General features: G+C 64.6%; 12 protein-coding genes. 8 read left to right on the top strand and 4 right to left on the bottom strand.

All coding sequences use genetic code 11. The features are described from left to right. Positions 1-9 precede the first annotated feature (9 nt). Positions 10-600, bottom strand: a complete 591-nt coding sequence (locus PVW46_RS11240) for a gamma-glutamyl kinase (RefSeq protein WP_069211655.1) — start codon at positions 598-600, stop codon at positions 10-12. A 170-nt stretch (positions 601-770) separates the two neighbouring features. Between PVW46_RS11240 and recA the strand changes: the two genes are divergently transcribed. The 5 genes from recA (at position 771) to PVW46_RS11265 (ending at position 6,054) form a co-directional block, all read left to right on the top strand. Further along, positions 771-1,838 (top strand): recombinase RecA, encoded by a 1,068-nt coding sequence (recA, locus tag PVW46_RS11245; RefSeq protein WP_043145166.1) that lies wholly within the window; start codon positions 771-773, stop codon positions 1,836-1,838. Positions 1,839-1,980: 142 nt separating this feature from the next. Then, positions 1,981-4,659 (top strand): alanine--tRNA ligase, encoded by a 2,679-nt coding sequence (gene alaS, locus PVW46_RS11250; RefSeq protein WP_069211656.1) that lies wholly within the window; start codon positions 1,981-1,983, stop codon positions 4,657-4,659. 1 nt (position 4,660) lies between these two features. Then, positions 4,661-4,948: a DUF1330 domain-containing protein gene (locus tag PVW46_RS11255; protein ID WP_043145164.1), complete on the top strand. Its 288-nt coding sequence runs from the start codon at positions 4,661-4,663 to the stop codon at positions 4,946-4,948. Then, entirely contained in the window at positions 4,945-5,415 is a 471-nt protein-coding gene (locus PVW46_RS11260) for an MOSC domain-containing protein (RefSeq protein ID WP_069211657.1), read from the top strand. Before PVW46_RS11255 ends, PVW46_RS11260 begins: the two co-directional genes overlap by 4 nt. Positions 5,416-5,787: 372 nt before the next feature. After that, positions 5,788-6,054, top strand: a complete 267-nt coding sequence (locus PVW46_RS11265) for a hypothetical protein (RefSeq protein ID WP_043145159.1) — start codon at positions 5,788-5,790, stop codon at positions 6,052-6,054. A 163-nt stretch (positions 6,055-6,217) separates the two neighbouring features. Here PVW46_RS11265 and typA read toward each other — a convergent pair whose 3' ends face one another. Beyond that, complete coding sequence (gene typA, locus PVW46_RS11270; protein ID WP_069211658.1) at positions 6,218-8,035, bottom strand: translational GTPase TypA; 1,818 nt, start codon at positions 8,033-8,035, stop codon at positions 6,218-6,220. Between the two features lie 312 nt (positions 8,036-8,347). On the opposite strand from typA, the gene PVW46_RS11275 reads away from it, so the two are divergent. Then, positions 8,348-8,932: an outer membrane protein gene (locus PVW46_RS11275; RefSeq protein WP_069211659.1), complete on the top strand. Its 585-nt coding sequence runs from the start codon at positions 8,348-8,350 to the stop codon at positions 8,930-8,932. Positions 8,933-9,006: 74 nt separating this feature from the next. On the opposite strand, the gene PVW46_RS11280 is transcribed toward PVW46_RS11275, so the two are convergent. Next, positions 9,007-9,336 carry an SMR family transporter gene (locus tag PVW46_RS11280; RefSeq protein WP_043145149.1) on the bottom strand — a complete coding sequence of 110 codons (330 nt, stop codon included), beginning with the start codon at positions 9,334-9,336 and terminating at the stop codon, positions 9,007-9,009. Between the two features lie 86 nt (positions 9,337-9,422). Further along, positions 9,423-10,961 carry a trimethylamine methyltransferase family protein gene (locus PVW46_RS11285; RefSeq protein ID WP_069211660.1) on the bottom strand — a complete coding sequence of 513 codons (1,539 nt, stop codon included), beginning with the start codon at positions 10,959-10,961 and terminating at the stop codon, positions 9,423-9,425. A 301-nt stretch (positions 10,962-11,262) separates the two neighbouring features. On the opposite strand from PVW46_RS11285, the gene PVW46_RS11290 reads away from it, so the two are divergent. Then, positions 11,263-11,832: a hypothetical protein gene (locus tag PVW46_RS11290; RefSeq protein ID WP_069211661.1), complete on the top strand. Its 570-nt coding sequence runs from the start codon at positions 11,263-11,265 to the stop codon at positions 11,830-11,832. A 42-nt stretch (positions 11,833-11,874) separates the two neighbouring features. Next, positions 11,875-13,486: methyl-accepting chemotaxis protein (locus PVW46_RS11295; protein ID WP_274575966.1), on the top strand; the 1,612-nt coding region annotated here is incomplete at its 3' end.

A 13,486-nucleotide genomic window follows, 5' to 3' on the forward strand; every position in this document is an offset into this window, starting at 1 on the left:
GAAGCGGACCTAGGTCGCGCTTTCCCAGGTCTCGAAATCCGCGGCACACTTGCGCCGCAACTTGGCGTCGATCTCCGGAGACAGAGACAGGTCGCGCCGGGGCGAGACGTTATCGCGCGGCAGGTCGATATTCGTCCCCAGCCGCTCTTCTAGGAAGGCCAGCAACCCGGCCTGGTTCTCGTAGCGGAAGAGGTGGTTGACCGAGACACCGTTGGGCCGCGGCTCGACGAACTTGGCCTGGCTGCCGACATTGGCGAAAGGGGGGCGATCACCCCGCGCATAGGCATCGCAGAACTTGTCAAAGCTGAGCCCCCGCGTCGAGGTCGGCTTGCCGTTCAGGAAATCACGCTGCCGGTACCTGTACCAGGATCCCAGCCAGTCCACCGGTTCACGGATCACCGCCAGAAGCTCCATCTCGCCACCGATCTTCTCGAACATCGGGCGGAAGAAACGGTTGTATCGATAGACCGGCGCATGTTTCAACTCGGGCGGGTCCGAGACCGCCATCGACGCCAGGGGCGCCAGCGCCCGCGCATAGGCAGAGGTGCCGGTCTTTGGGACCGCCAGCATGACAAGGCGCGCTTTCCAGAACACGAGCATTCAATTTGTTCCCGTTTCGGTAACCTTGCCTTAACCCTCACGCGCCAAGCTGGAAAGAGAAAGAATTCACTTGAATTGTTCACGGTTTGATCCCATAGATTTGGGAACAAGAGGTGAACGAAAGCAGCGATTGCCGCGCTCGCCGGCATATGGAATAAGGATCGAAACGCATGGCAACGGCAGATCTTCTGAGCATGGACAACAAGCGTAAGGCCGAGAAACAGAAGGCCCTGGACAGCGCACTCGCCCAGATCGAACGACAGTTCGGCAAGGGCTCGATCATGAAACTGGGTGGCGACAATCCGATCAAGGATATCGAGGCCACCTCGACCGGCTCGCTGGGGCTGGATATCGCCTTGGGAATCGGCGGGCTGCCCAAGGGCCGGATCATCGAGATCTACGGCCCCGAAAGTTCGGGCAAGACGACGCTGACGCTGCACTGCGTGGCCGAGGAACAGAAGAAAGGCGGCGTCTGCGCCTTTGTCGACGCCGAACACGCTCTGGACCCGCAATATGCCAAGAAGCTGGGCGTCGACCTGGACGAGCTGCTGATCTCGCAGCCCGACACCGGCGAACAGGCGCTGGAAATCACCGATACGCTGGTGCGCTCGGGCGCGGTCAGCATGGTGGTTGTCGACTCGGTCGCCGCCCTGACCCCGAAATCGGAACTTGAAGGCGACATGGGCGACTCGAATGTCGGTGTGCAGGCCCGTCTGATGAGCCAGGCGATGCGCAAGCTGACCGGCTCGATCAGCCGGTCCAACTGCATGGTGATCTTCATCAACCAGATCCGGATGAAGATTGGCGTCATGTTCGGCTCGCCCGAAACGACCACGGGCGGCAACGCGCTGAAATTCTACTCGTCCGTGCGGCTCGACATCCGCCGTATCGGCTCGATCAAGGATCGTGACGAGGTCGTGGGCAACCAGACCCGCGTCAAAGTGGTCAAGAACAAGGTCGCACCGCCGTTCAAGCAGGTCGAATTCGACATCATGTACGGCGAGGGCATCTCGAAGATGGGCGAACTGCTGGATCTTGGCGTCAAGGCCGGCGTCGTGGACAAGTCGGGGTCGTGGTTCAGCTACGGCGACGAAAGGATCGGGCAGGGTCGCGAAAACGCCAAGACCTACCTGCGGGAAAACCCGCGCGTCGCGCTGGAGATCGAGGACAAGATCCGCGCCGCGCATGGTCTGGATTTTGACATGCCCGAGAGCGATCCGGAACTGACCGAGGACTGATCCGGCGACAGGACGGATAGGCCAGGGGCGCTCTTCGGGGCGCCCCTTTTGGTGTCGGGTGCAACGGCGACAGGCGACTGTGGACACTTGCGGATGGCGCCGCTACATCTGCGCCGATCACTCGCCCGCAAAGAGGCCCGCAATGGCAAGCCTGAACGACATCCGCTCGACCTTTCTGACCTATTTCGAAAAGCAGGGACATGAGGTCGTGGCCTCCAGCCCGCTGGTGCCGCGCAACGATCCGACGCTGATGTTCGTCAACTCGGGCATGGTGCAGTTCAAGAACCTCTTCACCGGGGTGGAAAAGCGCGACTACAACCGCGCCACAACCTCGCAGAAATGCGTGCGGGCGGGCGGCAAGCACAATGACCTCGACAACGTCGGGTATACCGCGCGTCACCATACCTTTTTCGAGATGCTGGGAAATTTCTCCTTCGGCGACTATTTCAAGCCAGAGGCCATCCCCTTTGCCTGGGAACTGGTGACCAAGGAATTCGGCATCGATCCCAAGCGACTGCTGACCACGGTCTATCATACCGATGACGAGGCCTTCGAGATCTGGAAGAAGGTCGGCGTCCCCGAGGACCGGATCATCCGCATCGATACCTCGGACAACTTCTGGCAGATGGGCCCGACCGGCCCTTGCGGCCCCTGCACAGAGATCTTCTACGACCACGGCGACCACATCTGGGGCGGCCCTCCGGGATCGCCCGAGGAAGACGGTGACCGTTTCATCGAGATTTGGAACGTCGTCTTCATGCAGAACGAGCAGTTCGAGGACGGCTCGATGAAGGCGCTCGACATGCAGTCGATCGACACCGGCATGGGGCTGGAACGGATCGGTGCGCTGTTGCAGGGCAAGCACGACAACTATGACACCGACCTGATGCGCAGCCTGATCGAGGCCAGCGCCGATGCGACCAGCGCCGACCCGGACGGGCCGGGCAAGATGCATCACCGGGTGATCGCTGACCATCTGCGCTCGACCTCTTTCCTGATCGCGGATGGCGTGATGCCGTCGAACGACGGGCGCGGCTATGTCCTGCGCCGGATCATGCGCCGCGCCATGCGCCATGCGCACCTTTTGGGTGCGCAGGACCCGCTGATGTACCGGCTGGTGCCTGCCCTGGTGCGCCAGATGGGGCAGGCCTATCCGGAACTGACCCGCGCGCAGGCCCTGATCGAGGAAACGCTGAAAAGCGAGGAAACGCGCTTCAAGGCGACGCTGGATCGCGGGCTGAAACTGCTCGACGATGAGCTTGCCGGGCTCGACGGCGACGCGCCGCTGCCCGGGGCCGCGGCCTTCAAGCTCTATGACACCTACGGTTTTCCGCTGGACCTGACGCAGGACGCGCTGCGTGAGAAGAACCGCGAAGTGGACGTCGAAGGCTTTGACGCCGCGATGGCCGAACAGAAGGCGCGCGCCCGTGCGGCCTGGAGCGGGTCGGGCGAAGCGGCGGATGCGACCGTCTGGTTCGACATCGCCGACACGCATGGCGCCACCGATTTCCTGGGCTACGACACCGAAACCGCCGAGGGCCAGGTGCTGGCGCTGGTGGTGGACGGCAAGGCGGTTGACAGCCTGACCGAGGGTCAAAGCGGCTGGATCGTCCTGAACCAGACACCTTTCTATGGTGAAGCGGGCGGCCAGGTCGGCGATACCGGCTGGCTGCGCCGGCTTGAGAACGAGGATGACTGCGCCACTGTCAGCGACACGCAGAAGATGGCGGGCGGCAAGGTCTATGCCCATCACGTCACCGTGGATCGCGGGACTTTTGCCAAGGGCGACGCACTGCAGCTCGAGGTGGATCACGGGCGCCGCTCGGCGATCCGGGCCAACCACTCGGCCACGCACCTGCTGCACGAGGCGCTGCGCGAAAGGTTGGGCGATCATGTCGCGCAACGCGGCTCGCTGAACGCGCCGGAGCGCCTGCGGTTTGACTTCAGCCACGGACAGGCGCTGAGCCTGGAGGATCTGCAAAAGGTCGAACGCGACGTGAACGCCTTTATCCGGCAGAACGCGCCGGTGAGCACCCGCATCATGACCCCGGATGACGCACGTGAAATCGGCGCGCAGGCGCTGTTCGGTGAGAAATACGGCGAGGAAGTGCGCGTCGTCTCGATGGGCACGCAGGCGGGTTCTGGCAAGGGGAGCGATGGGCAGACCTATTCCATCGAACTTTGCGGCGGCACCCATGTGCGCCAGACCGGTGACATCGGCCTTTTCGTGACCCTGGGTGACAGCGCGTCCAGCGCGGGTGTGCGGCGGATCGAGGCGCTGACCGGCGCCGCTGCCTTTGACTACCTCACGCAGCAGGATCACCGCCTGGCCGAGGTCGCGGGCGTTCTGAAGGCCAGCGCCGTTGATGTGCCGGGCCGCGTCAAGGCCCTTCTGGAAGATCGCAAGAAGCTTGAGTCCGAGGTGGCCCAGCTGCGCCGCGAGCTGGCGATGGCCGGTGGTGCGGGTCAGGGCGCGGGCTCGGAAGCGCGTGAAATCAACGGGGTCCAGTTCGTTGCTCAGGTGCTGAGCGGGGTGACGGGCAAGGACCTGCCGCCGCTGATCGACGAGCACAAATCGCGCATCGGATCCGGCGCCGTGCTGTTGATCGCCGATGCGGGCGGAAAGGCGGCGGTGGCGGCTGGTGTCACCGATGACCTGAAAGGCACGCTGTCGGCGGTGGACATCGTCAAGGCGGCGGTGGCCGAACTGGGAGGCAAGGGCGGCGGTGGCCGTCCCGACATGGCCCAGGGCGGCGGTGCCAGCGCAGACAACGCCGAGGCAGCCATCAAGGCCGCCGAAGCCGTGATCGGAGGAAATTGAGATGCCCGCACTCTGGATTGCCCATGTCACCGTGAGTGACGCCGAGGCCTATGGGAAATATGCCGAACTGGCTGGACCGGCCATTGCCGCGCATGGTGGAACCTTCATCGCCCGGGGCGGTCGTTTCGTGCAGCTCGAAGGCAAGGAACGCCCGCGCAACGTGGTGGCCAGGTTCCCCTCGGTCGAGGCGGCGGTGGATTGCTACCACTCCGACGCCTACCAGGAGGCCCTGAGCCACGCGCGCGGTGCCTCCGAGCGCGAGTTGCTGGTGGTCGAGACCAGCGAGTGACACCGCTTGCAGAGCTGCGTCGGTCCTTCGCGGGGCCGGGGCGGCTCGACTGGATTGGGCTGCGGCCCGCGCGCAAAGCGGTTTTGGTTCCGGTGGAACGGGCCCGGATTACAACCGACGGGCTGGACGGGGATCATGGCCGGCCCGGCAAGCGGGCCGTGACCTTGCTGCAGGCGGAACATCTGCCGGTCATTGCCGCCCTTGCGGGACGGGAGGACCTGCCGCGCGATCTGCTGCGGCGCAACCTTGTCATTTCCGGTATCAACCTGAGCGCGCTGAGGGAATTCGGATTGCGGATCGGCATGGTCCGACTGGCGGTCGAGGTGCCATGTGCGCCGTGTTCCCGGATGGAGCAGGTTCTTGGTCCCGGGGGCTATTCGGCTCTGCGCGGGCATGGTGGCTGGTGTTGTTCGGTTCTGGAACCCGGAGAGATCAGCCTGGGCGATCCGGTCAGCCCTGATTTCTGACGCATATTCCCGATCTCTTCCGTATATAGGCGCCTTTTCGCCCGCGGTTCGGGCGGCTTGAGCGGCCTCCTGCCGTAGTCCAGCACCCGCCATTGGGAAGATGAGTGATTCGTGCGACATTCCGTCCAACCTCTTGTCGGAGGGGCAAAAATTTTCGATTCCGGTAATTGTTCCCGTATTGGAAAAATATGAGCCCGGTCCTGCAGGCTGGACCGTTGCAAAACTATGGCACCCCAACCACAGAATCTCTGAATTGGGCAGAAAATTGTGGTGTTTGCCCTTTTTTGCCACGCCAAGTCAGGAATTCCTGTCGCGCGGGCGCGATTTTCTTGGCTAGAGTTTGGATACCTTCAATTTCTTGGGAGAAAGTTCATGAAAAAAGTTCTTGCTGGCGCACTTCTCGCAGCCGCTTTCGCAGCCCCTGCGATGGCTTGGGAAGGCAAGGTCGTGGCCTGCTACGACAAGGTCTGGGTTCCGGCCAAATATGGCTACAAGCAGCATCTGATCATGGCCGCCCACACAGAGTGGGAATACAAGAACGGCCAGATGGTCAAGGTTCACTACCCGGCCGTCTACAAGGAGTCCAAGCACCTGGTGAAGGCGGGCTACTACGTGGCGAAGAAGGCTTCCTGCAAGTAATTAGCTGCAGGCAAATGTTACGGAAAGGCGCGGGGACTGCCACCCCGCGCCTTTTTCGATTTGCAGGGGCCGATATTCCCCTGTTTTTCAGCCTGTTGTCCGACGCTCTTGATGCGGAATCCGAGGTGGCCCCACCGCCAAGGGCGGCGGGCCCAAGGCAGGTTCAGGCGCCGCGTGCGGCGCGCTTGCGTTCGTGCGGGTCCAGATGGCGCTTGCGCAGCCGGATCGCGTTGGGCGTGACCTCGACCAACTCGTCGTCGTTGATGTAGGCAATCGCCTCTTCCAGGCTCAGCGTGATCGGAGTGGTCAGGCGCACGGCCTCGTCGGTGCCGGAGGCCCGCACGTTGGTCAGCTTCTTGCCCTTGAGCGGGTTCACTTCGAGGTCGTTCTCACGGGAATGCTCGCCGATGATCATGCCGGTGTAGACCGGGGCCTGGGCGCCGATCATCATCTTGCCGCGCTCTTCGAGGTTCCACAGCGCGTAGGCCACCGCTTCGCCGTTTTCCATCGAGATCAGAACACCCGCGCGGCGGCCCGGGATCGGTCCCTTATGCGGGGCCCAGCCGTGGAAGACGCGGTTCAGGACGCCCGTGCCGCGCGTGTCGGTCAGGAATTCGCCGTGATAGCCGATCAGCCCGCGCGAGGGGACATGCGCGATGATCCGGGTCTTTCCGGCGCCGGCGGGCTTCATCTCGACCAGTTCACCCTTGCGGGTACCGGTCAGTTTCTCGATCACCGCGCCGGTGTATTCGTCGTCGACGTCGATGGTGGCCTCTTCGACCGGTTCCATCGTCACGCCGTCTTCCTCGCGCATGATGACCTGCGGGCGCGAGATCGACAGTTCAAAGCCTTCGCGGCGCATGTTCTCGATCAGGACGCCCATCTGCAGTTCGCCGCGGCCGGAGACCTCGAAGGCTTCGCCGCCGGGCGTGTCCTTGATGCGGATCGCGACGTTGGTTTCCGCTTCCTTGTGCAGGCGCTCGCGGATGACACGGGACTGCACCTTCTTGCCGTCGCGGCCAGCCAGCGGGCTGTCGTTGATGCCGAAGGTCACGGTGATGGTCGGCGGGTCGATCGGCTGCGCCTCGAGTGGTTCGTCCACGGCCAGGGCACAGATCGTATCGGCCACGGTGGTCTTGGTCATGCCCGCGATCGAGACGATGTCGCCGGCCTCGGCCTCTTCGATGTCCTGCTGCTGCAGACCGCGGAAGGCCTGGATCTTGGTGACCCGGAACTGTTCGATCTTCTGACCGATGCGGCTGATCGACTGGACCGTCTGGCCGACCTTCAGCTTGCCGGATTCGACGCGACCGGTCAGCATCCGGCCCACGAAGGGATCGGCCCCCAGCGTCACGGCCAGCATGGTGAAGTCGTCGTCGCGCTTCTTGATCTGCTTGGGTTCCGGAACGTGGTTCACGATCAGGTTGAACAGCGCGTCCAGGTTCTTGCGCGGGCCATCAAGCTCGGCGTCGCACCAGCCCGACCGGCCAGAGGCGTAGAGATGCGGAAAGTCCAGCTGGTCCTCATCGGCATCGAGGGCAGAGAAGAGGTCAAAGACTTCGTCCAGGGCACGGTCCGGTTCCGCGTCCGGCTTGTCGACCTTGTTCAGCACCACGATGGGCCGCAGGCCCAGGGCCAGCGCCTTGGACGTCACGAACTTGGTTTGCGGCATCGGGCCTTCGGCGGCATCGACCAACAGCACCACGCCATCGACCATCGACAGGATGCGCTCCACCTCGGCGCCGAAATCGGCGTGGCCGGGGGTGTCGACGATGTTGATCCGCGTGCCTTTCCACTCGACGCTGGTGGCCTTGGCAAGGATGGTGATTCCGCGTTCGCGTTCCAGGTCGTTCGAATCCATCGCCCGTTCGGCGACGGCCTGGTTGGCGCGGAAGGCGCCGGATTGTTTCAGCAGTTCGTCCACCAGCGTCGTCTTGCCGTGGTCAACGTGAGCAATGATCGCGACGTTGCGCAAATCCATGAGACGGTTCCTTTGTCCGGAGTTGGCGCGGGACTAGCCGGGTAGGGACAAAAAGACCAGTGCCGATTTGCCGCAAGCCCATTGCAAGGGTGTCACGGATCACACCTGCGAGACTGCCGCAGGGAACCGGCGGAGGTTTGCCGGGCTGCTGGTGAAACTCAGCGGGCTTTGGCCGGTAACGCGGGGGCAGGGCGCGCAACAGGGAACAACCGGGCCTCCGACCCGTTGAATGTACATCACGGGCCGTTACTTGCGGCTCAGCATGACGCGCTGTGCACTCGCAGCGTCAGGGAACCAGAAAAGGAGACAGTCATGAAATCGAGCATCTTTGCAGTGATCGCAGCGACCGCATCGCTTGGCGCCGCGCCCGTGCTGGCCGGCAGCATCGACCGCACGCCGGTCGAGGTCGAACCGGCGGCGCCCGTCGTGCCCGCAGCTCCCGTCGGCGTGGACTGGACCGGTCCCTACGTGGGCTTCAGCTTTGGCAACATGAATGCCCAGGGCGGCGGCACATCCGACAACGGTGGCGTCTACGGCGTCTATGGCGGTTACGACTATGACTTCGGCGATTATGTCGTCGGTGGTGAATTCGAATATCAGGATGGCAACGGTTTCAGCCTCGGCGGCGTCGACGTGGACAACGTGATGCGGCTAAAGGGCCGGGTCGGTGCCGACTTCGGTCGGACGCTGGTCTACGGGACCGCGGGCGTGGCGCGCATCGAAAGCTCGCTGGGTGATGCGACCGGGCCGGTCGGCGGTGTCGGCCTCGACTACAAAGTGACCGACCGTTTCTCGATCGGTGGCGAGGCGCTGGCGCATAGCTTTGACGACGTCGGCGGTTCCGGCGCGGACGTGGACGCGCAGACCTACTCGCTGCGGGCAACCTTCCGCTTCTGATCGTCCCCCTCATGTGAGCGGAAGGCGCGGGCCCCCCGGAGTGATCTCCGGGGGGCTTTTTCGTTCATCCGTGCCTAGTGAGGCGAGGTATTTGAGAAGAGGTGGATGACGAGGATGCCCGCCAGGATCATGCCCATCCCGAGGATCGCCGGCAGGTCCAGTTTCTGGCCAAAGACGGCCAGGCCGATCACGGCGATGAAAACAATGCCCAGACCCGACCAGATCGCATAGGCGATGCCCACGGGAAAATACTTCAGCGCAATTCCAAGGAGGTAGAAGGCCGCGGCATAAGCCACAATGGTGATGGCCGTCGGCACCACGCGCGTGAACTGCTGGCTGGCCTGCAAGGCCGTGGTTCCGATGGTTTCGGCCAGCACGGCGAAGGCAAGAAAGACATAGGGCATGGCGGTCTCCGGAAATGCGCAGGCAAAGGGCTAGCGCGGGCGCGCCGCGGGCACAAGCCGCGGCGGGCCCCGGCCTTGCGTCCCGTTCAGGCGGGCAGGTGGATCGGGAACCGCGCGCGGATCGCCTTGTCCGTGGCGGGATCGAAACGGGCCGGGCTGCGCGTGGCCAGGATCTCCTGCTTGCGCGCCGTGGCCTTGGCCACCAGGTCCGGTTTGTCCATCTCTTCCCATTGGCGGGGCGAGGTGCGGTCGCCCAAGCGGGGATAAAGATGGTCGCGGTGCATCCTGTCCAGGGTTTCCGGCGTGCCCAGGTAGTGGCCCGGCCCCCCCATGCAGACGGCGCGCATCTGGTCCAGGGCCAGGGTCATGTCGTCGACCTCGATTCCGCGCACGCAGCGTAGCGCCTGGCCGATCAGGTCATCGCCGAGGATCAGGCTTTCATGGCAGAACCCCAGCAGCGAGGCATGCATCCCCGCCGCCTCGTAGACCATGTTCGCCCCGGCAACCCCGGCCAGCACGTTGGAACACATCTGTTCCCAGCCCGCCTGCATGTCCGGCAGCTTGGAATCCGCCGCCCCGCCCGCGGTGCCGCCGGGCAGCCCGTAATGTGCGTGCATCTGGGCACAGCCCGCGCTGAGCAACGCCTGTTCGCCCGATCCCAGGCACATGGCCCCGGTCCGCAAGTCCAACCCGAAGGGCCAGGTGCCAAAGATCGCCGGGTGGCCCGGTGCGATGGCGTTGACGTAGACAAGCCCCGCCAGGCATTCCGCCACCGATTGCACGATCGCCCCCGCGATGGTCGAAGGGGCGGTGGCCCCGGACATGCCCGCCGACAGCAACAGCACGGGCATGCCGCCCCGGATGCAGGCCTCCATCGTCTCGCAGCTTTCCGAGGCGAATTTCATCGGCGGCACGACAAAACAGTTCGAATTCGACACGAAAGGTCGGGCGCGCCAGGCGGCCTCGCCCCCGGCGATCATGTGCAGCAGGTCCAGCGCGTCCGGCACGTTGGCAGGGTCCGAGAAGGAAGTGCCCACCTGCTTGGTTGTCCCGGAGCAGCAGGCGTAGAGCGTGTTCAGATCCAATTCCAGATTGTCCGTGAGGTCACGGGCGACCATCGGGCGCTGGAGAAAGTGGATATTGTCCAGCTGGTGCGCTATCCGCGCCGCGTCGTGCAGATCCTGCAGGGTGCTTTCGCGGTAGGTTTGGCCGTCGATCTCGACCAGGTGCACCGCCGCCCCGGCGGTGCCGTAGTGGACACGCTGGCCCGAAAGGTCGAGGTCGAACCGGGGGTCGCGGGCGGGCAATGTGATGTCGCGCGCGGCCTTGGCCAGCATGTCCTCGACCAGCGCGGGCGGAAAGCGCAGGCGCCCGTCCTCGCCCAGCCGCGCGCCTGCGCCGGTCAGGATCTCGACCCCGGAGGCTGGCGCCCCGGACAGGCCGATCTCGTCCAGGGCAACCAGCGCGCTGGCATGGATGCGCGTCACCTCGGCCTCTGTCAGCGGGCGGTAGCGCCCGCCGATGAGACCGGGGCGGACCGGGCGCTGGTCTTCGGAAAGGGCGGTGGCGCGGGCGGCGACTCGGGCGGCTCGGCCGCCACCACGGCGGGAAAGAGGGGCTGTCATCTGTGGTGTCTCCGAAGGAAAGGGGGCAGGGATCAGGGGGCCGATTTCCAGCCCGGACGTCCCCGTGCCGCGCGCCCGCGGCGCGCCCCGATCTGGCGCAGGATCAAAGAGATAGCCGCATCATGCATCTTCATGCAAAGCAGCCTGTCTTTGCGGTGCGGTCCTGTCTGCGCGGAAAGCGACGCCATGTCGCTTTTGACATGACAACCAAAATAGTTTCAATTTTACAGTCGGTTAAGTGCCCGTAAACCGGAGACTGCATAGTGTGCCGTCATCCTGAACTTACACCGGAGACTCATGGATGAAACGTGCACTGCTACTGTCCGCCGCGCTGTTCGCGGCGGCGCCTGCCGCCTTTGCGGCCGAACCTCAAGAGGCCATGCAGGCCTATGTCGACAGTGAAATCATGGCCTGGGCCCATGACACCGCGATCGTCGAGGCGATCGAGGCCCAGAATGCCCTGACCGGCGGCTATGACGCGACGCGGATCACCCAGTTGGACGCAACCTGGCGGGCTGAGGTGGGGACAGGGTCCGACCTGGTCGATGGTGTCCTGATGAACGCGGCCGCGGATTTCCTCCGCGCGCGGATCGAGGCCAGCGGCGGGATGATCACCGAGGTGATTGTGATGGACGCAAAGGGGCTGAACGTGGCCGCCTCGGGCGCGACCTCGGACTATTGGCAGGGGGATGAGGCCAAGTACCAGGAAACCTATCCCAAGGGCGCCGGCGCCGTGCATTTCGGCGAGGTCGAATTCGACGAATCCAGCCAAAGCTACCAGGCACAGATCTCGATCACGATCACGGACCCCGTCACGGGCAGGCCGATCGGCGCCATGACCGTCGGGGTCGATGCCGAAGTGCTGCTGTAAGGCCACGGCGCAAAACCCCAACTTCAGGCAAGGGACAAGAACATGACACAGGACGGCGGCAAGACGAGGTCAGGGGCGGGCCTGCACTCGGTATTCATCAGGTGCGCGGGCATCATGGCTGTGACCACGATCGTGGTGGCGGGCGTGCTGTCGGTACAATCCCTGCGGCTGGTCGACGACCTCGCCGTCAAGGGCGTGGTCGACCAGGCCGCGCGGACGGTCGAACTCAGCGCAAGCGCGCTGAGCAAGCCGATCCGGTTCAAGGCCTTGCCGAAGGTGGAAGAAGAAGTCTCGGCCGCGATGACCGCGGCCGGGGCCAACGGGCGCGCGACGCTGGTGTTGGACGCCGAGGGCGAGCGCCTGGCCGTCGCCGGCGAGGACGCGGCGCTGCTGGACAGTGTCGCAGGCCTGGCGGCCAAGGCCCTGGCCGAGGGTACGCGGATCAGCACCGACGGGGGGCTCTTGGTGGCGGAACCCGTCCTGGCCGGGCCCGAAGGACCGGTGATCGGCGTTCTTGCGATGGCCTGGAACGCCGATTCGGCCCATGCCGCCGTGCGCTCCGAGAAGATGGGCATCCTGCTGACGGCTGCGGCGGTCTTCATCGTGCTGCTGGGGGCGACGCTGCTTTTGCTGCAGCGCAGCCTTGGACGTCCGCTGCGTGAGGTGACAGAGGCGGTAAAACGAATTTCCGACGGGGATTATGACACCGAGATCGGGATGAGCGGCCGTCGCGATGAATTCGGCAGCATCGCCGCCCATATGCAGGACATGACGCAGGCCCTCAGCACCGCGCGCGACGCCGAGGAAGAGCGTGCCCGCGACATGGAGCGCCAGGTCGAGATGGTGACCCATCTGGGCAAGGCTCTGGACGTTCTGGCGGACGGCGTGCTCAACCGTGAGATCGTGGCCGAGTTCCCCGAGGAATATGCCGCGCTCCGGACCAACTACAACCGCGCCATCGCCAGCCTGCGCCGCGTGGTCGACGAGGTTTCGGCCAGCGCCGGCAGCCTGCTGGACAATGCCAACCAGATCGCCTCTGCCTCGGACGATCTGTCCCGACGGACAGAGACACAGGCCGCCACGCTGGAGGAATCGGCGGCGGCCTTGGAGGAACTGCTGAGCAGCGTCAGTGCCGCAGCGGAAAACGCCCGCAGCGCCGACGACCAGGTGCGTCAGACCCGCGAGATCGCGGAACGCAACGGCGAGGTTATGCGCTCTGCCATCGAGGCGATGAGCGTGATCGAGAAGTCCTCGGAGCAGATCGGGGAAATCACCAGCGTCATCGACGACATCGCCTTCCAGACCAACCTTCTGGCCCTGAACGCCGGGGTCGAGGCGGCGCGCGCGGGCGAAAGCGGCAAGGGCTTTGCCGTGGTGGCGACAGAGGTGCGCGGCCTGGCCCAGCGCAGCGCGGCGGCGGCCCAGCAGATCAAGGAACTGATCACCGGTGCCGGCGAACAGGTGGCCAGCGGTGTCAGGCTGGTCGAAGAGGCCGGTGGCGCGCTGGACGACGTGCTGACCCGCGTCGCCGAAGTGTCAGACATGATGACCGGCATCGCCAGCAGCGCCGGGGAACAGGCCCAGGGCCTGCAGGAGATCAATGTCGGGATCTCCAACCTCGACCGGGTCACCCAGCAGAACGCGGCGATGGTGG

It is taken from the genome of Mameliella sp. AT18 (assembly GCF_028807275.1).
GTDB lineage: Bacteria > Pseudomonadota > Alphaproteobacteria > Rhodobacterales > Rhodobacteraceae > Antarctobacter > Antarctobacter albus.